This is a genomic window from Salinicoccus albus DSM 19776 (assembly GCF_000385175.1).
GTDB lineage: Bacteria > Bacillota > Bacilli > Staphylococcales > Salinicoccaceae > Salinicoccus > Salinicoccus albus.
In genome coordinates, this window is the sequence record NZ_ARQJ01000031.1 from 23064 (window position 1) to 45256 (window position 22193).

Below are 22193 nucleotides of genomic sequence, written 5' to 3' on the forward strand. Positions count from 1 at the left end.
CCAAACCGAAACTTAGAACATATGCATTGCTATATAAATGACAAACGTCACCGTCAGACTGCTGAGCACAGTGGAATACAGGACCACCTGCGCACTGAGTTCCGGCTCTACATCATACTCAAGTGCAAGTGTTGCGGTGTTTCTGGAAGTTGGAAATGCACTGGCAATCAGCAAGGATTGTGCAATAACGCCTTCAATACCGAGAACGAATATCAGCAGGAGCGCGAGCGCCGGCCCAATGAATAGACGTCCAAACAAGCTCCAGCCGATCACCCGGTGAAAGGTTTTTAACTGAATACTTTCCAGCTGCATGCCGAGGAGAATCAGTGCAATCGCCGCAAACCCGCCGGCCAGCTGCTCGATGGGTACCATCAGGAAGTTCGGGAGTTCTGTATTGAAGACCTTAAGCAGTATCGCCAGCAATAGAGCATAAATGATCGGTAATCTGAACAACTCCCTGATAATATCAGCCACCGGCTTTGAAGCGGAATTCAGGTTGTACAGACCATAAGTGAAAGTGAGCAGATTCTGTACGACCAGTACGATGATCTGGACAGATACACCCGCAGGATTCGCGCTGAACACCAGCTGGCTCACCGGCAGACCGTAGTTGCCGGAGTTCATGAGTGAAATACTGTTTTTTAATGCCGTTTCCTCACCTTTCTCCAGATTCAAAAAACGGCTGATGACATTCGCTAGAGCCATGAGAATCGCAATGAACAATGTCAGATACAAAGCCAGCTGACCCAGGAGCGAAAGTTCAATTTGGGCATTATAAATATTTAAGAATACGGCGGCAGGCATAAAACAGAACGTGACCAGATTGGCAATCGGCCTCAGGCGGAATTGAAATTTCTTCTGCAGAATTACGCCAACCCCCAGAAGTATCAGGATCGGCACAATTACATCCAGGAAAACCAGACTGATATAAGACATATGATGCATCTTCTTTCTGTATAATAAGTTACCCTTACTATAATATAAAGCATTGATAAGAAAAACTATAATGATTGTTGGAGTGAAATTTTTTGGCGGGCTGATCTCATTGATGTGCTGCTGGACAGATATTGGCATTTATCCATCAGAAAGCAGGTGAAAGATACCAATATGTAAAAACGGCTTACATTAAAGTAAACCGTCTTTGAGTCTAGCTGTAATTTCGCAGAATTTGTTTTTCCCACGTTTTGCTGAAGCACTTTTCTCCATTATTGTAAGCGGTAAGTCTGTTGGTTAAATAGTAGTAATTCTCATCACAGGACATGATACTTGTCGTTATCATCTCCGTATCGATATCATCATCTTTGACGATAACGCTCCAATCACATTCCACTTTTGCTGATAAGGGATCATTTTCTTTGACTGTATAGACATTATGATTCTTTGTGCCGTAAGTGATATGAGCATCTGTCAATGTCCTTAATCCTTCATCAGAAAAATCATCAAGAACCCACTCCCCAGTGGTCAGTCTTTTTATCACGTCGCGTGTTCTTGAACCATCTCGATGAATGATCTTATCCAGCGGTGCAGCGGTTTCTGCCTGTGTGTGCTTTAACTCTACTTCAGTAAATTCATTGACTGTTGGTACAAGCAGTTGTGATTGAGCCATATCAACGGTCAACCCTGCAATTTCCTTTGACGGCCATATCTGCGGCCAGTAGGTCGGGGACACGGAGATTTCTATCTGATGGCCTTTAGGCATTTGATACCCAATGACATCAAGTGTGACTTCTGCGTCAATATATTCATCCACTGGCAGATCTTCCGGATATTCATGGCTGTTATAATGGTTCAGATTCAACTGTCCCATTGTTACCAATGTTTTTTCACCCGTCGGATGTACATCGGAGATCCTGACATGAACATTTGCTTCTTTTACATCGGATTTAACTCTGAGCCTGGCAATCGGCTGACCGACAAAGTTTACTGGTTCTGTCGAAGGCTCCAGCACGAAAGTACTTGTCAGTGCATTATCTATCGTCTGGTCATCCGGAAGATCCCCATCCTGTCCAAATGGGCAGAAAACTCCGGAATAAAGTCCGTGCTGCTGGATATTTTTAAGGTGTATTTCATTGTTTAAATTTTTAAACAAATCAATGTTTTCCTGCTTTTCGTCAAACAGATCCAGCCATTTTCCGTTTCTGTAATCATATGAGGTTGCCGGTTTGACACTATCCTGCACATAGACAAGGAAAGCGTCCTCATGATCCGGGCAGCTTTTATCCGTCATCCATTTGTCAAGCCATTCAGTAACTTCCTGCAAATATCCCATTTGTGGGCCGGGGATCGCCGTATCCGGAAATTCGTGGGCCCAGGGACCGACGATACCTTTCTTTGGCACGTCAAGATTATTCATGAGTCTGAATAAAGCGTCTGTATAACCGTCTGCCCAGCCGCTCATCGTAAGGACTGGGATTTTAATATCTCCATAGTTTTCACCCACTGAACCATGCTTCCAGTAATCGTCCCGCGTCTGATGAGAAACCCATTCTTCAATGAACGGCGGCGTATTCTCCATGCGATCCAACCACATTTCATACCATTTATCTCCCACAAATTTTGGAAAGGGCGGTCTTGCATTATATGCAAACATTGTTGAGCTCCACCAGAGCATATCTGAGCCCATCAGCGTACCACCGCGGTAATGGACATCATCTGCATAACGGTCGTCTGTTGAACACAGTGTGATGATTGTTTTCAGTGCTGCAGGTTGAAGAGCGGCGAGCTGTAATCCGTTAAACCCGCCCCATGACTTGCCGATCATTGCGACTGAACCGTTGGACCATGCCTGATTTTCAATCCATGAAATAATTTCCAGAGCGTCATCCTGCTCCTGCTTGGGATACTCATCTTTTATAATACCTTCAGAATCCCCGGTGCCTCTTATGTCTACACGGATAGATGTATATCCACAGCCAGCGAAGTATTTATGTCTGATTTCATCCCTCAGGGCTGTGAACTCATCCTTTCTGTATGGCAGGTACTCCAGGACGGCCCCTTTTGTTTTATCCTCAATATTTTTTGGCTGCCACAATTTTGCTGACAGTTTCACACCATCAGACATCGTTATCCATGTGTGTGCTGTAATTTCAACTTCATATGGAAAGTCTGTCCGCTCCTGTATCATATTATAGTCAACATCAAAAACGCCCACTGTTAATCCTCCTCAACTTTGTCTTTAAAATCTGCTTTTAGCCATTTCATCAGTGAAATGATTAAAAGTATATAAAGTATGACCACTGGCACCGCAACAACAACGGCCGATGTCTGTACAACATTCAAGCCTCCGATCAGAAGCAGTGAAATGGACAATCCAGCCATGATCAGCCCCCACACAATGATATGCCAGGATGGCGGTTCAACGCCCTCTCCGACTCTCACAGATGCCGTCGATGCCAGAATATAAGAAGCGGAATCCAACGAAGTAGCAAGAAATATGAACCCTAGAATTACGAAAAATAGAATTGCAATATAGCTCGCCGGCAGTGTTTCTAATACATTGATAATGGTTGATGCATCACCGTTTTCTGCCATACTTCCGACTACATCAAGCGCACCCGTCTGCTGAAGATTCATCGTGTAACCGCCGAAAACTCCAAAGTAGAGCCAGCTGCCGAGAGATCCCCAGCCAAGAATGTTAAGGACAAGGCTTCTTAATGATCTCCCTTTGGAAATCCTTGCAATGAACAATCCCATGAATGGTGCTGTCGCTGCAAACCATGAGAAATAGAATACTGTCCAAGCCTGTGGGAAACCGCCGCCGTTAATCGGATCTGTATAGAAACTCATTCTCAGGAAATTTTGTGCCATGATACCAAAACTGTCTGTGAAATAAGTTAATATAAATCCGGTCGGACCTGCGATGATAACAAAAATCGCCAGTCCCAATGCCAGATAAACATTTAGGTTACTCAATCTGCGAATCCCTTTATATATACCAAGAGAAGCACTTGTGACGTATATGATCGACCAGATAATCATGATAATGACGCTGAGCATCGCTGATTGTTCGATCCCCAGAAGATGGCCAATCCCTGCGGATACCATTGGTACACCAAGCCCAAGGGAAGTACCCAAACCACCGACCAGACTCCAAATGACAAGTATGTCGATAATGCGTCCGATATTGCCATCCGCATACTTGCCAATGGCACCTTTAACTGCCTGACTGATCTTCAGGGATTTATTCTGCTTGATAAAAAACGAATAAGCGATCACCAGTGTCGGAAATGCATATATACACCATGCGGAAATCCCCCAGTGGAACATACCATAGGCCACAGACCATTCTGCTGCCTCGTTACTTCCCGGCTCAAATCCGAATGGCGGGCCAGTAAAGTAATACATCGGTTCAATAATGGACCAGAACATAATACTCGTCCCCATACCGGCACAGAATAGCATTGCGCCGTAACTGAAATTGCCAAATGCGGGTTTGCCTTCACCAAGCTTCACTTTTCCGTATTTTCCAAAAGCAATCCATAACAACAGTATGAATAAACCAAATGTCAGGAATTGAAACACCCAGTCCATGCGAGTGTTAATCGCTGTAAGTAAACCGTCGAGAAAAGGCTCTGCTGATGATTGGAAAATGACCAGAGACAGCGTTATCGTTACTAAAACGACAATTGCCGGCCAGAAAACCAGATGATCTATCTTTGCTCTTTCTTTCATTTTATCCCTCCAAAAAAGTTATTTTATCAGCTTATAAAACGCTCATGGCAGCGTTTCATAAACATTTACCGGTTAACGCTAACAAAGATGCAAAAAGGAATCAAATGGAGATGTGAAAAAGAACCCATTATAATACATTTTATAAAGTTAATTTACGTCAAAGAATAAATCGGTTTTCATTGTCTTCAATCGAAAGTTTTACTATAATTATGTATGTTATTGAAAATTAGACGGGATGTAGCTCAGCTTGGTAGAGCACTAGCATGGGGTGCTAGGGGTCGCGGGTTCAAATCCTGTCATCCCGATAAGTTAAAACGCTTGGAGCGCAATGCGCTTCAAGCGTTTTTCAGTATGCGAGCCTTGGAAACGAGAGATGTTTTATACTTTGAAACGCCCCACTCATTCGAGATCTGCTAATGGGTGTTTCCTTTCAGGCCAGCTGTATTCGAAAAAGGAAGCAACGTCTGCATCCGAAACGTCCGATAAGGCTGCTGGCTGCCATGCCGGCGAACGATCTTTATCCACTAACACGGCACGGACGCCTTCATAAAAATCATGATGGTTCATAAAGTTCATCGCCATGTCCAGCTCCATGCGTAAGCAGTCTGTGTAGGAGCGGCCTTTTCCTTGTTGTTGTTTAAGTGCCACCTTTAAGGAAGTGGGTGATTTAGACAACAGTTTTTGTCTCATTTTATCTTCCCAATCATCCGTATTCCGGCTGGACTTTTCAAGTGAATGGATAATACCTTCTACGGTATCCAAAGAAAAATGGGCATCGATTTTCTCCTTCATTTCCTGTAAAGAAGACGGGACGTCATTCGTTTTCTTAAACGATCCAACGAGTTCATGTAAATCGTTTCCCGCATCGCCAGCCGTCCAGTCTTTCTCAGAAAGTACCTGCAATAGCTCGTCCCAGTCTTTTTCTTCCAAATAATAATCCGCAAGTCCTAAATAGACTGCGTCTTCTCCCTTGATAACCTCCGATGTCAACGCTAAATAACGGCCGATTGCGCCGGGCAGACGATTCAGGAAATAACTGCTTCCGACATCAGGGAAAAAACCAATGTTTAACTCAGGCATTGCCCATTTAGTTTTCTCAGTTACAATCCGATGAGAGGCGCCGACTGATATGCCGGCACCCCCGCCCATAACCACGCCATCCATATACACTAGAACGGGTTTCGGAAAATGCCAAAACATGGCATCCATCATATATTCTGCAGTAAAAAAATGAGCCGCATGTCCAACGATATTCGATGACCGGTAATCATACAATTTCCGTATATCCCCTCCAGCACACAACCCTTTTTCACCCGCGCCAACCACACAAACCATTACCACATCCGAACGGCTTTTCCATGTGTCTAAACGCTCTTTAATACGAGTTACCATATCAACATCAAGTGAATTCAGCACCTGAGGACGATTAAGCGTAATCCAGCCGATTCCATTGTGAACATTAAACAAGACCGTTGACGTTTGCATTTTATTTCTTCACCCCTTAAAAAATTCTCTCAGCATTAAGTCCGATGATTATGAACATCTGATCCATCAACAATTTATCACTCATACTAGTATATTGCCTTAATCGTTTTTAACATAGCTTTGTGAGCTGCACTATGTCCAAAACCACTGCTCTGATTAACCGTGCCTGTAAAGTATATGTCACGCTCAGGGTTGTAAAAGGCAAAGGCACCCGACTGCCCCCAAAAACCCAATATTTCTTTGATCGGTTTCATAGGGGAAATAATTCTCCCTAAAAGTTGATAGTTTGTGTCTGAATAATTCACTTCCTGTTTTTCCGGGTTTAAATTTGGGTTTTTGCTCTTTTACCAAAGTTAAGGATTTTTCTAAATGCCCTTTTTCATCTTTTGTCTCTACATTAAATAATAACTTTATCTGTTGATCGAAGCTGCCATTCTGCTGAACGTGTGCCGTCTGCCGCGGATGGCAATGGAATAGGTAAAAATGTTTTCAGGCACAGCAATGCCATAGAATCCGGCATCACCGATATGATGAATATCCGCCCCGGCCATCTTAGCGTTCAGTGCAATCTGTCTGATGGTCGCTTCATCCGCGCCTTCCTGGCTTGTGCCGATCGTCAGCATGACGAGTGCCCCTTTTGACTGGGCGTACTGGACATATTTCACTGTCTGATCCATCGTTATCCCCGGGACTGTCCCGGGTGCCGGCATGAGAATGATATCCGCACCCGCGGAGGTGAATCTGTCAATATCATCTTCAGTGATGATGCTGCTTCCTGATTCACTTCTAACACCGGCACCATGCATCTTACCGGCAATGATCAGTCCTTCTGATCCGAACACTGCACGTGCTTTTTGGATGGCTGCAGCGGTCTTGTCATTCGTCACCCCCGTTTTCGGGTTGCCTGTCAGGCAGATGAAATCGAATCCGAGATGCTTTGCTTCCCTCAGGGATGCTTCAGTCGCCGTTCTCCCCGGCGTCAGTGTTTCCAGCGGTTCTGAGGCGCCCGCCTCTTGATCCGCCGGTTCAAGATTAATACCGACCGGACGGCCTGTCAGATGCTTGACCTGATTCACGATATCCTCGCGCCCGCATCCTTTCACCTCAGGGTTGAACACATCGAAAACATTCAATAGCAGGAGATCCGCTCCGAAAGCAGCCGCCAGTTCAGAGTTTGTCACATTCGGATACAAAGGCGGCACCGTCGACATATTCTCCGACAGCATCACTCTGCCCTCACTCGCTTTAACCGCCTGTTTCAATTCCTGTCCCGTCATCGTTTTAAAGTCCGAAGCTGTACAGTCAAGTAACCGTTTCATATTATCGCCCCTTTGATTTCATTATAAATAAAAGCATCCAAAAATGCTTCTAGAAACTGATCTTATATGGATGATTGTTTTAATAGTTATAAAGTGTCATTTAATGCAGTTCTCGATGACCGTTAAACTTTTAATGGTCATTGAACATATCCCTGAATGACGGTTAACATCTTTCACTCCTCATTTCGTTGCAAATAGTAAATTGCCAGCTGGGTCCGATCCCGGATTTCCAGCTTATCCAGGATGACGGACAGCATATTCCGCACTGTACCTGCGCTCAAAAACAGATCGTCTGCGATTTCCTGATTTGACAGCCCTCGGGCGACGCACTCTACGATATCGTTTTCCCGATCCGTCAGTTCATCGAAAGATTTGTAGTCGGGCTCCATAATTGTCTTCAATACTTCGGCATCCAGCACAGTGGAACCGGAGGCCAGCGTTCTTATCTGCTGGGCCATATTTTCAATGGAAGCGGATTTCAATAAATATCCTTCTGCACCGGCTTGGAGTGCCTGCCTGATATTGCTTTCATCCTGAAATGTGGTAAGCACCATGATCTGGATCCCCGGCCAATGTTCTTTAATGATTCTGGTACTTTCTATCCCATCCATGACGGGCATCCGCAGATCCATCAATATGACATCGGGGGACGTCCCTGTCACAGAAATCCACCGCTTCTTGGCCGTTTTGTGCCGTTTCAACATTTTCAAAATCAACTTCTTTACTGAGCAGCAATTTCAAACTCTGGCAAATTAAAGGGTCGTCATCAACGATCAGCAGTTTCATCTGTACGTTCCTCCTCTTAATTACCTCTGAATGGGGATTATATGTATTCCATTATCTAATGAGCACTGACAAGCCTTGGGTGCAGTACAAAAACTCAATAAGAGTTGAGAATATTAGACAAAGATAATTGTACGTGTTTTTGTACTTACAACTATAGTGAATGTCAGTTTTGGAGTTATATGGCATAAATTTTGCACTTTAAATGGCACAAAGCAGATAGACAACTATTTCACTGTCTACCTGCTTTATTTTATAATGTTTCTCTAATTATTCTATAGATAGAACTCCTACTTAAACCGGTCATTTTAGCAATTTCTTCACCCGTATAACTATCGCTATCATATAACTGTTTAATATATTGCTTTTGGCTTTTTTCGATTTTTTGAGGCCGTCCTCCTTTTCGTCCTTTTTCTCGAGCAGCATTTAAACCATTTGACGTTCTCTCTTGTACTAGTACTTTTTCGGATTCTAATAACATTTTGAATAACCTAATAAAGTATTGCCCATATTCATTTTGAGTATTTATATTCAGGGTAAGTACTTCTAAATGAAAGTTTTTTGAAATTATTTCGCGATCTAGAAAGTTTATAAACTGTTTAGGCGTTAAACCTAAAGTTTTCAAGTCAGTTATAACTAAAATGTCATTCTCTTTTAATTCTTCTAAACAACTTTTGAGTTCTATTTGCTCTCTGTTATAAATGTTTACTTTTTCAGAAAAAACTAAATCACATCCATTGATTAATAAATGGGTTACTTGGGTATCTAAATTTTGATCAGCATAAGGTACACGTGCATATCCTATTTTTCTCATTTACGACAGCCCTTTCAAATCACTCATTTTCTCCGATTAGTAAACCTTCTCTAGCAGCTTCTATCACTTCAACATTTATTTTATTTAATTCATTAATCTCCATAATTCGTATAATTTGAGAAAACAGTCTTTGTACGAGTCTAAAATTGCCATTAGTTATTTTTATTACGGTATTAACAGATTCATAATCTTCAAAATCATCATAACTTAAAGGTAATGAAAGTTCATTCCATCTATATTCTAAAACATGTTTTAATTCATCGTTACTTAATTTTTCAAAATGATGGCTGAACCCAATACGAGAATACAATTGAGGGTACCTTGATAATCGCTTTTCTATACCTGGCATACCAATTAAAACAACACCAATATCAAGTTGATCATAAATATCTCTAATAATTTCCAAAGTTTTATAGTTTAATCTATCAACTTCGTCAATGATTATTAAATCAATTTCATAATTACTTGGTTGCAATCTAACAAGTTCTTCTAATCCATTAAATTCCTTTTGCTCTTTCAATGCTCTGTATCCAATTTTTCCCAATGTTAATTCACTAGCTAGGTTTAATAACTCTTTATAAATTCTTGAAGGCCTAACAGGAGGTGCTGTATAAAAAATTGTTTTACAGTTTAAAAATTGATCATTGTGTATATTACTTCCTTTATCATCAGCTTTTTGAAATTCAGTAATGATTGGATTTACATAATCCCAATTTGCATAATATTGAGCAGAAAACGTTTTACCGACACCTGGATTTCCATAACAAATACCCATATATTTATACTTAGCGCAGTTATCACAAAACTCTTCAAATCGCCGATATTGTTTCGTTTCAACAAAAACTTTATTAGTCATTTTTATACCTCTTAAGTTTTGACTTTTTAACTTTTTTATCATTATTGTTTAATTCTTCTTCTGCTAACTTAGGACGATTGAGGTTTTGAACAAGATTCCGTGTTCGAGTAATACTTGTTCCTAATTCTCTTTTTTTATTTGCTCTTAGCCTTTCAATTTCTTTTATACTTATACTTTGATTTTCTAAATCACTGCAATACGCAATACTTAAAAATTGATTGTTTAAATAGACTCGAATTTCTGAAATATCTTGAGGATCATATCTTATAAAAACTTCTTCTGTTATATAAGCAATGAGGTTAGTGGAGAAATACCTTAAACCTTTAAAATAAATACCATCTTTGTGTATTTTTCTAGGCTTAGTTGTAGTTAATAGTAGTAAATCTAATAATTCTCTAGATTCTGGTAATTGAGGGAGAAAGTCTGGTTGATTCCATTTTTCTATCGGGTTTTCTTTTGTTGTTCCATGTTGACGATAGTGGTATTCATTTAATATAAAGTGTTCAAACTTATTATTAAGGTCTTCCAAAGTAAGATATTTTCTTGATTTTTTATTTTTGGTATAACCAGGGAGCAATTCAAGAAACATTAAATTAACTGTTTGGAAAAAACGTTCTATTTTCCCCCTACCTTTTGGTATACCTATTTTGGAATATATCAGTTCTATTTTGAGATTAGCTGATACTTGTTGCATATGTTCTGAGGTATAGTCTTTGCCATGATCAGTATAGAATTTTTCTGGTATACCACAAATTGGCCAATTTGAATTTCCTTTTTTCCATATTGCTTGTCTTAGAACAAGTGCTGTTCTCTCGGTATCTGGTGTTCCAAACTCTATTCTAAAACCTGCAATTGCTCTGCTATAATCATCTAAAACGATTGTTAGCCATGGTCTTTCAATTTCGTTCTTTTCATTTAGTACTTCTATGTCTAACATGGTATGGTCGGCTTGCCAAATTTCATTAGGACGTTCGCACTCACGTGTGTATATACCATCGTATTTTTCAGCATATTTTTTTGAATTCATATTTGAATAAGCCTTTAAGTTTTCAGGTATTCGCTTAATAATATTATAAACTTGATAATAGCTAGGTTCAGAGAGATTCTTATTATTACACCACTGTTTTGTTTTACGGTGTATAGAAGCTATAGAAATTCCTCTGTTACTAAAATACTCATTCTGAACAAAATTGATAGTATCTTCATCTATCTTTATACGATTTCTGTCTTTTCTCGTTTTATCTATAAGACCTGCTAATCCATCATTTTTGTATCTACTAATCCAATTATAAAGTGTGCGATTTGGTACTTTTTCTGATTCACTAACTGCTCTTACTGATTTTAATTTTTTAAAATAAGGTTCAAGTATATAATACCTTTCCATAGCTTTTTGACGTTCTTCTTCGGTAAAGTCAGCTAAGTTTTTAATCATTTCAGCACCTCCATAAAAAAAAGGAAGCATACTTTTATGCTCCCTAATTTAATTGTTAATGATACAGCATTAACAACAACCTTTATTATTCTGTTGATCTTTATTTGTATTTTCTTTTTTGTTCTCTTCTTTTTCCTCAATTTCTACAGAGCAACAAGCTTGTTCTTTAGGTTTTAATTTAGAAATAGCTTTTTTAAATGCATTTTTTTCCATTTTAACACCTCCTTTAATTGGTTTTTAGCAACCACATGATGTATCGCAACATTCTTCTATATCAATTGCTTCTTCATTTTCATTAATAAATTCAAAGACATCTTTATATGGATTTTGCTGTAATATATTAAATGTTTTTTCACATACAAAGGCTCTTTCTCCACGCTCAAAAATATGATTATCATCATCTTCAATATGTTTAAATGGGCCTTTGTATATAACAGATTGTCCTTTATCAATACAAGGGCCTTCTTTGCCTTTATGAGCTATAACAGTCATACTTCTAAAGTTAATATCTTCTATAGTAGTCCATGTATCTTCGCGTTTATCTATTTCCACACCATAAAAGCCTACCTTTTCGAAAGCTTCAACAAAAGATTTTTCTTCAATAGCGCCTGAATAGCAACCACTCCACAAGTCTTCGTCTTGTCTCAATTGTTCAGGAACTTCTACGTTAGAAACAATATCTGAGATGACAGCTTTACCACCATCTTTTAAAACACGATAAATTTCTTTGAAAAGTTCCTCTTTTTCTTCGGTTGAAACTAAGTTTAGAACACAGTTAGATATAACCACGTCTATGCTATTATCTTTTATCATAGTCATTTCATCTTCTAAGTAATTAATATATTGATTGGTAGATTGATAAGTACCTAAATCACTAACAGGATGTTCTTGTAAATATTTATCCAAAACTTCTAAATCTAATTTTAAGTTTTGAATCTTTCCTTTATAAAAACTTACATTGTCATAACCAATTTTTTCAATCATTTGATTCTGATATTTTTTAGCAAGATTTAACATATCGTCATTCATATCTACGCCAATAACTTTACCTGTTTCACCGACAATCTGCGAAACTATATAAGGAACTTTACCTCCGCCAGAACCTAAATCCAAAACGGTATCTCCTTCTTTAATCTTACCTAAAGGATCGCCACAACCATAATCTTTTTCTATGATTTCATCGGGTATGATTTTTAAGTATTTCGTATCATATTCTACTGGACAACATAAATTTTCTTCATGATTTTTTGCAGCATTCCCATATCTACTGATTACTGATGCTTCTTGATTCATTAATTTATCCCCCTTAAATTTAAACAATCATATTAACAATTAATCCGGTAGCAATAGCTACAACTAAAATTGCGATAACAAATGAGACTACAAATTTTTTCTTAAATAACTTAGATAGCAATACAACTTCTGGAATGCTTGCGCCAGCGCCACCAATTATCAATGCAACAACTGTTCCTAGCGACATTCCTTTTGATACTAATGCTTCAGCGATAGGTAACATTGTTTCAGGTCTGATATACATAGGAATACCGATAACAGAAGCAATGAATACGGATATAATGCCATCTCCACTTGCATATTTAGTTATAAATGTTTCAGGTACGAATCCATATATAAAGGCACCAACAAACACACCAATAAATAAATAAGGTAACATTGGGTATAAAAATGCCCATGCGTCGTTTAACGCCTGTTTAAAACGAGACCCTGTTTTATTAGCGAAAAATCCATCGCCTTTAACATTAACTCCTTTATAACTTTCAGCTAAATTCATTTTTGAAAATACTAGACCTGTTAACATACTGAAAATAGCTAGTACTACAAAATAAACAACAGCAACTTTCCAACCTAATAAAGCCCATAGCATAAAGATCATTAGTGGGTTCATTAATGGCGAAGCAATTAAGAAACTCATTGATGGACCAAAAGGTACTTTAGAATTTAATAGACCTGCAAGTATTGGGATTGTCGAACAAGAACAAAAAGGCGTAATAGCACCAAATACCATCCCCAATATGTAATTAATCGCTTGATTGGGTCTGCTTAAAAATCTTTTGATTTTTTCTTCTGAAACAACTTGTTGAATTAAACTTACAATGAAACTCACGATTATAAATAGTACTAATAATTCAAAAAACAACATTAAAAATGTTTTTATGAATTCTATAATTGAATCTAACATTAGTGTAACGCCTCCGAATCTATTTAATCAAGTTTTTTTGATATATTAATCAAAAAAACTTGATTAATATTGTAATAAAAGAAGATACTTATAGTATCTTACAACAAGTATCTTCATTCAAAACTACCTGTATTTGTTGCTCATTAATTTTATAATAGTTCCATGTACCATGCTTTTCAGCAATAAGAATATTTGCATCTACTAATTTTTTTAAATGATAAGAAAGTTTTGATTGTTTTAGTTCTAATAATTCCTCCAAATCACATACACACAAAGATTTTGTATTACTTTGCCGTATTGAATGCAAAATTTTAAGTCTAATCTTATCAGCAAGAGCATTAAACATCTGTTCATAAAAATCCAATTGTTCTTCCTCAGTTCTATTAGGACTGGATTTAATAACTTCCATTGAAAGATCACCCCTTTTGTACTTTTAAACACTTCTATTTTTGTTTAAGTTCTTCTATTGCTAGATTAAAATGAGTTTCTGTCATTTTACCATACACATCAGTTTCTCCTTAAAAAAACTCTTTCTTCATATATAATATAGCTTCTTTTAAAGTGACTTCTCTTGATATCATAATTAAATTTAAATAACAAACAAAATAATCAACTGATAATGTACTTGCATGATTTACTCTCATAAAACAGAACTCCTTTATAAGATACTGAAACAATAAATCAACTTTTTTTGATATATTAACTATAAATGATTTTTTCTCTTTTTACAAGATACTAATAAAAAAGTAATATACGCAAGAGTGTACAGAAAATGGTTATTTTCTGTACACTCTCTTTTTATGTCTAAATAAGTAAGTATTATATATATTTTTGTGTTCATAAACCCAACCAAAAATCTATGTTCACAAAAGACCTAAGAATTAAGTTATGGTACACTAGTTATGTATATAGGAGGTTTGTATTTTGAAAATAGGTTATGCAAGAGTTTCAACGGGATTACAAAATTTAAATTTACAGGAAGATCGATTAAATGCATATGGTTGTGAAAAGATATTTAACGACCATATGAGTGGTTCAAAAAGTAAAAGGCCTGGTTTAGATAAAGCAATTGAATTTGCTAGATCAGGAGATACGATTGTCGTTTGGAGATTAGATAGACTAGGACGCAACATGGAAGATTTAATCACATTAGTTAATGAACTTAACGAACGAGGCGTGAGTTTTCATAGTTTAGAAGAAAATATAACGATGGATAAATCAAGTTCTACTGGGCAATTATTATTTCATTTATTCGCAGCATTTGCTGAATTTGAACGTAACTTAATTTTAGAGCGTTCTTCAGCTGGTCGAATTGCAGCTCGTGCCAGAGGACGTTATGGAGGAAGACCTGAAAAATTAAATAAGCAAGATTTAAATTTACTCAAAACACTTTATGACAATGGCACACCAATTAAAACAATTGCAGAGCAATGGCAAGTTTCACGTACAACAATTTATCGTTACCTTAATAAATTAGAAGAATAATTAGAGAAATTTAGTAAAATAAAGCAGGCAAACAGTTGTATTAGATACTACCTGCTTTGTGCCATTTAAAGTGCAAAATTTATGCCATATAACTCCAAAACTGACAAGTGAAGTCAGCTGTGTTTTATCTCCTTCCATTCTTCCAATAAACGGTCGTTAAATAAACTTGAAATTCACAGAAAAATATTGATAGGATGAGAAAATAAAGACTATCAGCATTGTAATAAATTTGATAAGTTAAGTGCTTTAAGAGAATGGGAAAATATAAAATAATTTGCCATTATTGTCAAACACAAGATGATCAACGTATGTATCATGAACTTACAGCGCAAAAGGACATCTTAAAGTGCTTCGTTAAACGGCCCCAATATTCTAATAAGAATCGGCACACCTTATGAAAATTGAATTACTAAGAAAGATAGTCAATTTTTAAATGTTATTGAAAAAGGGGACCAAAGCAAATGCTTAAAAAGTACAGCAATTTGTCAACAATTTTAGGTATTATTTGTGTGATAACAATTTTTACATCTTATGCAATTGCTCCAAGACAACCTGAAGGGGCAATGGTTGTTGTAATCCAGATACTATTTTTCACGTCCATTATTACAGGGTTGCTTAGTTTGATTTTTAGCTTCATAGGTTTTAAAAAGAAGGAGCAAGGATTTTTGAAAATGGTCGCACCTATAATAGTTATATTGATTCTATTGATATTTCTTATCTCCTTTCTCCTAATGGTTATAAGCTTTTTTTAAGCAATACCGAACATAAACTTTCTTCCGTTAACGGGCCATTTTGTGGAGGAGGTGTAAAGATGTTTAAACGAAAATTATACTGTTCCAATTGCAATCGAGAAATTCAAGGCGGAGAAGAAATCAATGCGAAAATGAAAGCTCCAGAGAAAATAATAATGGTCGAAATAAAAGCGTATTTGAAAAAGAATAGTAAAATAATCTGTAAGAATTGCATTGATGACTCTAAATAAATATGCAACAAAAGGGCGTAATTGTAGAATGAAACTATTGCTTAAAAGCTTAAGGGGTTGCCATCAAGGCAACCTCTTTTTGCTTGTTAATGAGGAAGCTCCAATATTCTATTTTTTGAAAAGGATATTGGAGATTCTTCTGTACTTATAACGTCTATCAATTAATTATCATATGTAAACTTACTTACATTTGATTTCAGCTAGTTAAAATAGAAGAAGAACATATCATTAATCATTACCTTGCATTATTAAGTATATTGTTTTATGTTATATGAAGAGGTGAACTCAGTGGAAGTTAATAAAGAAGTTTTAAAAGGAAATATTGATACGATCATCCTTTCCCTTTTGACGAATAAAGACAGATATGGCTATGAAATCGCTAAACTGGTTCGGGAAAAAAGTAACAATCAGTTCGACCTAAAGGAAGGCACTCTCTATCTTTCTCTAAAACGTTTAGAAAAAAATAAGTGGATTGCTTCTTATTGGGGTGACGAGCAAGGGCCTGGTGGAAGAAGGAAATATTATTATCTTACTCCTTTAGGAACAGAAGGCTATGAACAGAAATGCAAAGAATGGGAATTTGTTAAGCAAATTATTGATGAATTTATTGGAGGTGAAAAAAGTTTTGAAACAGATTGAAGAATACGTTGAGAAGGTCTATCGGCATGCGAAAGGCAACGATAAAGAAGTACAAGAATTAAAGATAGAAATGAAAAACCATTTAGTTGAAACAGTGTACGAATTGAAATCTGAAGGATTCTCTGAAGAAGAAGCCATGCGAATTGCCAAAGAACGGTTTGGCGAAGTGAATGAGTTACGTTCCCAAATCAATCAAATAGTTCAAACTCAGAAGTTTTTTGGAAAACGTATCCTTTATATCGGTTTGAGTTTACTCCTAGTATCAATCGCTTTATTCGGAATTATATTAGCAGCCAATAGTGGACAGGAATCAGACCAAGCTATTATTGCCTATGAAATAGCTGATCTAGTCGCTGACACTGAAGTACTTTCTTCAGCTGATGAGAATCAGATTCAATCGCTCATCCAAAACGCCCCTTATATTAAGGAAGTAAAAGCATATAGTACCGGAGATTTGATTGTAAATCATAACGCCATTTCATCTGAACCTTTGTATAAAATAGAAAGAGAGATGTGGGGCCCGCTCACTTTCCTATTGAATACTTATAGTTATGGTACCGATGATAGTTTTGTCGTATTGGAAGTGACAGATTACCGTATATTTGCCGCTATGATTTTGTTTGCTGGGTTAGCCAGTTCTGGAACGCTGTTTGCGATTCGGCTAATCATTAACGTATATCATAGAAAAATTGAATAATATATAAATTCACTGATTCATTAAAAATTCCGACTCACGAAAGGAGAAAAAATGAAGCATTTACTCAAAATGGAATGGAGGAAAGCAATAACTCTGCAGAAGATCCTTTTATGTTTAGCTGTCATTTTTATTCCAACAAGCTTCCAATTTTTCATAGTAAAAACCGGCTATACCTTTTACCGGCCTGTTGACGTGCATGCGGAAGTAGTCGGAAATGTTATCGCACTACTATTCCCGTTGCTTTTTATCGTACTATACGCAAACAGCTTCGCAGCTGAGAGGAAGGATAACTTCATTGCTTACACAAAAATACGAGCTCGATTGTCCCACTATATCATGGCAAAAGGTATTGTAAATGCAGGAATGGTCTTTGTTGTAGCTTTTGCCATGGTGTTTCTTCCCTTTGTCTTTCTTGTCTTTATTGAGCCATCTATCGGATTGATTGTTTACGAATCCAGAAGTCCTGGTTCTTTTTCTTCATCCATCGGAACACTCGAGATTTTTCTGCAATACGGGAGTTTAACTTATGGTATTATTTTTTCAACGTGGATTGCAATCAATGCAGTGCTTTATGCAACAGCCGCTTATGTACTGACGTTAATTATTAAAAATAATTTCCTAGCTCTTTCGTTGCCGTTCCTTTGGTATTTCGTCATGAACTTTATTGCTAGTATTTTAGGGCATCCGGAATTTTCGACAACCAGTACGGTCTTCCCTTTCAATATTACCGCACAACCAATTTGGACTATTCTTATCCCATTCTCAGTCCATCTCTTATTTTTATCTATTTTGATTGCTTATGTGAATAAGGACTATAAGGAAAATGTATATGAATATGCGGATTAATTTTTCTGGATTGAAGTGGTTTATAGTGGCTACTTTCATTTGTCTTTATTTATGGAATGAGCGTAATTCACTTTTAGCAGAAGCTGAAAGTGTATCTTTATCAGTCAATTTTTGGGATTTGACACTCCGTGGCGTTAGCGACGTGTACTTAATCGTCTACCTTATGTTTCCACTGTACCTTTTTAAAATTGGTTATCAATTGACCGTTTCGTTCGACTATACTCAACTCATCCGTTTCAAATCATATGGCCAATGGATTATCAACCAAATGAAAGGTTTCGCCTTATTTAATCTGCTAATTCTTTCTTTATGGAATATATGCAGCCTACTTGTTTCCATCGGCCTGCCTTTTTCCGGTCAGTGGAGTGAATTTTCAGCTCTTGAGAAAAGCGGAAATGAAATCCTATTCGTATACAACCATATTTTTTCAATGCCTGTAATTGCCTGGCTCTTGCAATTTCTACTATTTTTCATGACATTGATGGTAATTCAACTGAGTACAGCAATATTGTACACCGTTTCAAAAAGAAAATGGGCTCTCAATTCATTCCTTGTGTTGCTGATGCTGATATCTATCTTGTCTTTCCAGGTCATTCCAGCATCTTTTTCCTTCATTTCTCTGCCCAACTACTTAAGCTTGTTTCATGGAATAGAAAGTTTCAGCAGTCCTGTGACACCATTCCTCGTCTTGTTCATTGTCTTGGGGATCGGCTGCTTACTCTTGCCTTTCATCGGCAGAAATTTTCAATCTGTACAAGTTTTAGTCAAAGATCATTGGGCTGGCGGATTATTCGTCGGAATGATTGGATTTACGATTATTTCTAATGCCTTGCAGTATGAGAACGAAGCGATGACTGCAGTTGATCTTTGGATTCTCTCCTTTTTCGGTACGACAAATGAAGAGTTTAGCCTTTTATCCTTCAGCTTTTATATCATTGCTTTTATGGGTTTTGTCTATTTCGTCCAGCTCTTTTTGCACGAACAAATTGTGAAGATGAGTTATATGTCCATTATTCGATACGAATCATTAACGAAGTGGTTTTTAGCAAGTTTCAATCCAATAATACGCAAATTGATCCTTTTCTTATTACTGCTTTCGGGCTTCATAGCAATAGTTGCATTTTGTTTTGGTTACCCATTTCCACTACAGTCTAATTTATATCCGGAAAGTTCAATGGGAATCATTGCTTACCACTTTTTTGTAAATGGATTTTTGCAGGTCACTTTTTACATCTTATTGGTTGTTTTAATATCCATCGTCACCATGGATGTCATGAAAAGTTTTATTACTCTTCTCGCTTTAAGTATATTTATGTTGCCGAAACTGAATTTAAGTTATCTTTTTCCGGTTGGGTTGAATAGCATGGGACTACTGGGGGCATCACAATCAATTTTTCTTCACACCTCAGTTTTGCTTGCTTATGCTCTGTTAACATTAACTGTTCTTGCTTATATTTTGAATAAGAAAGATTTTAGTTTATGAAAAGGAAGTGTGTGTAATGTCTTTAATTGAATTGAAGAGTGTACATAAGTCATATAAGGGAATGGTTCTCTTTGAAGATACCGACCTTTCTATTGAAAAAGGAAAAATCTACGGTTTAGTTGGCCCGAATGGATCCGGAAAATCTGTTCTGTTCAAAATGATATGCGGGTTTGTCTTCCCGGATCAAGGAAGTGTGACAGTAAGGGGTGAACAGTTGGGCAAGAAAAACCGGTTTCCACAAAACTTTGGAATCATTATTGACCGCCCCGGCTATTTAGCCAATAAAACTGGTTTTGAAAACTTGAAGTATTTATCGATGATTAAAGAAAAGATAGCCGATAAGCAAATCAAAGAAGCGATGATTGCTGTCGGTCTACAGCCAACAGCAGAGCAGAAAGTAAAAAATTACTCACTTGGTATGAAACAGAAATTAGCTCTTGCGCAAGCTATCATGGAGGATCAGGATATCTTGATTCTTGATGAACCCTTTAACGCTTTGGATATTGACAGTACTGAAAGGATGCGCAACCTTATTTTTACTTTGAAGGAACAAGGAAAGACAATCATCTTTACAAGCCATAACCAAGAAGATATCGATATTTTAAGTGATCATGTCTTTAGAGTGAGGAATTTCAACTTAGAACACTTGAAATAAATGCTTGAGGAAGACTTTCGATAAGCACTTGAAAAAGACAATCAAGGATATACAGCTATTTAGCAGCATCTGCCACTTTTGTCTTTTTCCTTACTTAATAGTTCATCTTTCTTTCTAAATTTTTAACCGCTACCATTTCAATTCCCCCCTTATCTTCCTGGTCCGTACACTTTTTTCTGGCTAATCCCAGCAATTCCTTCACAGGTACATTGATGAAACAAACAGGTTTCATTACCGCATCAACAGGTTCAACAATTAATACTTCTTTTACTTGAGGTAATGTTTTAATATCTATAATGATTTTGCTCAGGTGATTTCTTTCTGTGTAGATTAGCCCTTGCTATTTCATTTCCTTATAAGCCCGTTGTTTTTCCCTCTTAAATTTTGATTGATTAGAGTAGACCCTAAATAGACATTATAGTGATATTGATTTTATTGGTTTCTAAGTATGTGCTTAGTATTTTTGATTTATGAAATTGAAAGAAGGATGCAGCGTCTCGAAGTAGAGATGCTGCACCCTTTTTTTATTATTATCATATCAGCTTTAGAACGTCCCCCACGCTACCAAATGAACGATAACCAAAGCTACGCCCCGATGCCATATACTAAAAGGAGGAATGGCCAGATAAATTTAAGCCAGTTATGACTGCTAAACTAAACTGGAAAGTTCTTGCTTGATGGAACTGAAAACTTTTCCCAAATACATTTTCTCATCAGTTACGCTAAGAAATTATAGAATAACTGGTGTATTGGAGGATTAGAAAGGTGTCGAAGTTAGAAGTAGTGATTGTAGAAGGTCGTTTTTTTAAAGGGATAGACCGTATGGTTGATGATAAATATGCGTAAAACTATATTTTAAAATTTGCTCTTTGACATATTCAACTTCAGCTCTCGTAATACCCTATCTTTTCTAGAACTGCAATATAAAAGTAAACTAAACTTTACATTTAAGAATTAATGATATATCTTGAAATTACATGAGGTGAGCAGATGATAATCAATTGTGTAAAAGAATATCGTAAAAAAAACAACTATTCACAAGAATATTTAGCTTCTCTTCTTAAGGTATCCAGGCAAACGGTTATCTCTATAGAAAAAGGGAAATTCTATCCATCCCTAGAATTGAGTTTTAAGTTAGCGCGACTATTCGAAGTCAACATTGAAGATCTATTCAAGTACGAGGGGGAATAAAAATGAGTCTATACGAAAAAAAAGAATACTCTAATCATTCAAATGCTATAAATTACATCGTTTACATCATATTAGTAATAGTTGGTATTGGAAGTATACTTTTGAATAACACAAACTTATTTTTGTTTAATATAGTTGTAATTACCATAGGATTAACAGGAATCATTGAAGAATATTTTTTTAAGTCCAACGAACCTCGTGATGAGAGAACAAAATTGATTAATTATAAAAGTGGATTCTTCTCTCATCATATAACTAATTCAAGTATCATTGTATTTTCTTTTTTAGTCACTGTTAACTATGTAAATGATGTTACCGTAGTTCTTCTATCACTCTTATTAATCAATTCTTTATCCTTTATAATATCGCTAACTATAAACAGTATAAAAAGTTAAATTATTTAGGACCATGGTTACTTCATTTCAATTACAGGGGGTGGGACAAAAGTCCCGGCCCCGGGGAAATTCGACTTTAGCTGGAAATTTTGTTTTGCTTTTGCAATAAAGGGAATTTTAATTGAATAAGATCACCTAGAAAAATCGGTTCCATTTTATTGTTTAGGAATCGATTTTTTCATGTTTCCACTTGAGCATTGAATGTCCTCCGTGTGCCGTGTCATCGTGGGAAGCATTTGCGTATCCTAAGCTGTAGTATTATA

At 36.9% G+C, this 22193-nt stretch carries 24 protein-coding genes, 1 tRNA gene and 1 pseudogene; 10 read left to right on the top strand and 16 right to left on the bottom strand.

What is annotated here, in order from left to right:
• Positions 1 to 12: 12 nt before the first annotated feature.
• The 3 genes from G343_RS0110465 to G343_RS0110475 all read right to left on the bottom strand — a co-directional run bounded on the left by G343_RS0110465 (position 13) and on the right by G343_RS0110475 (position 4671).
• On the bottom strand, positions 13 to 936 hold the full coding sequence (locus G343_RS0110465; RefSeq protein WP_020008099.1) for an AEC family transporter: 924 nt from the start codon (positions 934 to 936) through the stop codon (positions 13 to 15).
• Positions 937 to 1147: 211 nt separating this feature from the next.
• Entirely contained in the window at positions 1148 to 3151 is a 2004-nt protein-coding gene (locus tag G343_RS0110470) for a CocE/NonD family hydrolase (RefSeq protein ID WP_020008100.1), read from the bottom strand.
• A 2-nt stretch (positions 3152 to 3153) separates the two neighbouring features.
• The gene (locus G343_RS0110475) at positions 3154 to 4671 is read right to left on the bottom strand and encodes a BCCT family transporter (protein ID WP_020008101.1); all 1518 of its coding nucleotides are present in this window, start codon (positions 4669 to 4671) and stop codon (positions 3154 to 3156) included.
• 231 nt (positions 4672 to 4902) lie between these two features.
• Between G343_RS0110475 and G343_RS0110480 the strand changes: the two genes are divergently transcribed.
• A tRNA-Pro gene (locus G343_RS0110480) sits at positions 4903 to 4976 on the top strand.
• Between the two features lie 94 nt (positions 4977 to 5070).
• On the opposite strand, the gene G343_RS14585 is transcribed toward G343_RS0110480, so the two are convergent.
• From G343_RS14585 to G343_RS15770, 13 genes and pseudogenes are all read right to left on the bottom strand, one after another.
• A complete protein-coding gene (locus G343_RS14585; RefSeq protein WP_020008102.1) occupies positions 5071 to 6156 on the bottom strand; it encodes an enoyl-CoA hydratase/isomerase family protein in 1086 nt (361 codons plus the stop codon).
• Positions 6157 to 6242: 86 nt separating this feature from the next.
• The gene (locus G343_RS15220) at positions 6243 to 6410 is read right to left on the bottom strand and encodes a hypothetical protein (RefSeq protein ID WP_020008103.1); all 168 of its coding nucleotides are present in this window, start codon (positions 6408 to 6410) and stop codon (positions 6243 to 6245) included.
• A 156-nt stretch (positions 6411 to 6566) separates the two neighbouring features.
• Positions 6567 to 7475: a DUF7916 family protein gene (locus G343_RS0110495; protein ID WP_020008104.1), complete on the bottom strand. Its 909-nt coding sequence runs from the start codon at positions 7473 to 7475 to the stop codon at positions 6567 to 6569.
• Positions 7476 to 7648: 173 nt separating this feature from the next.
• On the bottom strand, positions 7649 to 8086 hold the full coding sequence (locus G343_RS14820; RefSeq protein ID WP_342662115.1) for a LuxR C-terminal-related transcriptional regulator: 438 nt from the start codon (positions 8084 to 8086) through the stop codon (positions 7649 to 7651).
• Positions 8055 to 8261 (bottom strand): response regulator transcription factor, encoded by a 207-nt coding sequence (locus G343_RS15890; RefSeq protein WP_342662116.1) that lies wholly within the window; start codon positions 8259 to 8261, stop codon positions 8055 to 8057. Before G343_RS15890 ends, G343_RS14820 begins: the two co-directional genes overlap by 32 nt.
• A gap of 250 nt (positions 8262 to 8511) precedes the next feature.
• Positions 8512 to 9072, bottom strand: a complete 561-nt coding sequence (locus tag G343_RS0110505) for a recombinase family protein (RefSeq protein WP_020008105.1) — start codon at positions 9070 to 9072, stop codon at positions 8512 to 8514.
• Positions 9073 to 9091: 19 nt separating this feature from the next.
• Positions 9092 to 9928 carry an AAA family ATPase gene (locus G343_RS0110510; protein ID WP_020008106.1) on the bottom strand — a complete coding sequence of 279 codons (837 nt, stop codon included), beginning with the start codon at positions 9926 to 9928 and terminating at the stop codon, positions 9092 to 9094.
• Positions 9921 to 11360, bottom strand: a complete 1440-nt coding sequence (locus G343_RS0110515; RefSeq protein ID WP_020008107.1) for a Mu transposase C-terminal domain-containing protein — start codon at positions 11358 to 11360, stop codon at positions 9921 to 9923. Before G343_RS0110515 ends, G343_RS0110510 begins: the two co-directional genes overlap by 8 nt.
• Positions 11361 to 11429: 69 nt before the next feature.
• Positions 11430 to 11573: a hypothetical protein gene (locus tag G343_RS15460; RefSeq protein ID WP_020008108.1), complete on the bottom strand. Its 144-nt coding sequence runs from the start codon at positions 11571 to 11573 to the stop codon at positions 11430 to 11432.
• A gap of 24 nt (positions 11574 to 11597) precedes the next feature.
• The gene (locus tag G343_RS0110525) at positions 11598 to 12653 is read right to left on the bottom strand and encodes a methyltransferase domain-containing protein (RefSeq protein WP_020008109.1); all 1056 of its coding nucleotides are present in this window, start codon (positions 12651 to 12653) and stop codon (positions 11598 to 11600) included.
• A gap of 19 nt (positions 12654 to 12672) precedes the next feature.
• Positions 12673 to 13557, bottom strand: coding sequence for a permease (locus tag G343_RS0110530; RefSeq protein WP_020008110.1), 885 nt, complete (start codon positions 13555 to 13557; stop codon positions 12673 to 12675).
• 88 nt (positions 13558 to 13645) lie between these two features.
• Complete coding sequence (locus G343_RS0110535) at positions 13646 to 13966, bottom strand: ArsR/SmtB family transcription factor (RefSeq protein ID WP_020008111.1); 321 nt, start codon at positions 13964 to 13966, stop codon at positions 13646 to 13648.
• Between the two features lie 34 nt (positions 13967 to 14000).
• Positions 14001 to 14201, bottom strand: a pseudogene (locus G343_RS15770) (hypothetical protein).
• Between the two features lie 280 nt (positions 14202 to 14481).
• Between G343_RS15770 and G343_RS0110545 the strand changes: the two are divergent.
• The 9 genes from G343_RS0110545 to G343_RS0110590 all read left to right on the top strand — a co-directional run bounded on the left by G343_RS0110545 (position 14482) and on the right by G343_RS0110590 (position 21930).
• On the top strand, positions 14482 to 15042 hold the full coding sequence (locus tag G343_RS0110545; protein WP_020008113.1) for a recombinase family protein: 561 nt from the start codon (positions 14482 to 14484) through the stop codon (positions 15040 to 15042).
• An 811-nt stretch (positions 15043 to 15853) separates the two neighbouring features.
• On the top strand, positions 15854 to 16024 hold the full coding sequence (locus tag G343_RS15465; RefSeq protein WP_020008115.1) for a hypothetical protein: 171 nt from the start codon (positions 15854 to 15856) through the stop codon (positions 16022 to 16024).
• A gap of 288 nt (positions 16025 to 16312) precedes the next feature.
• A complete protein-coding gene (locus G343_RS0110560) occupies positions 16313 to 16663 on the top strand; it encodes a PadR family transcriptional regulator (protein ID WP_020008116.1) in 351 nt (116 codons plus the stop codon).
• Positions 16650 to 17360 carry a permease prefix domain 1-containing protein gene (locus G343_RS14600; RefSeq protein ID WP_020008117.1) on the top strand — a complete coding sequence of 237 codons (711 nt, stop codon included), beginning with the start codon at positions 16650 to 16652 and terminating at the stop codon, positions 17358 to 17360. The genes G343_RS0110560 and G343_RS14600 overlap by 14 nt, the downstream gene beginning before the upstream one ends.
• A gap of 51 nt (positions 17361 to 17411) precedes the next feature.
• Entirely contained in the window at positions 17412 to 18206 is a 795-nt protein-coding gene (locus tag G343_RS0110570; protein WP_020008118.1) for a hypothetical protein, read from the top strand.
• Positions 18207 to 18231: 25 nt separating this feature from the next.
• Positions 18232 to 19689, top strand: a complete 1458-nt coding sequence (locus G343_RS0110575; protein WP_245541951.1) for a permease — start codon at positions 18232 to 18234, stop codon at positions 19687 to 19689.
• A 16-nt stretch (positions 19690 to 19705) separates the two neighbouring features.
• Positions 19706 to 20344 (top strand): ABC transporter ATP-binding protein, encoded by a 639-nt coding sequence (locus tag G343_RS0110580; RefSeq protein ID WP_020008120.1) that lies wholly within the window; start codon positions 19706 to 19708, stop codon positions 20342 to 20344.
• A gap of 990 nt (positions 20345 to 21334) precedes the next feature.
• Positions 21335 to 21535 carry a helix-turn-helix domain-containing protein gene (locus G343_RS0110585; protein WP_020008121.1) on the top strand — a complete coding sequence of 67 codons (201 nt, stop codon included), beginning with the start codon at positions 21335 to 21337 and terminating at the stop codon, positions 21533 to 21535.
• A 2-nt stretch (positions 21536 to 21537) separates the two neighbouring features.
• Positions 21538 to 21930, top strand: coding sequence for a hypothetical protein (locus G343_RS0110590; RefSeq protein WP_020008122.1), 393 nt, complete (start codon positions 21538 to 21540; stop codon positions 21928 to 21930).
• The last annotated feature ends 263 nt before the right edge of the window (positions 21931 to 22193 follow it).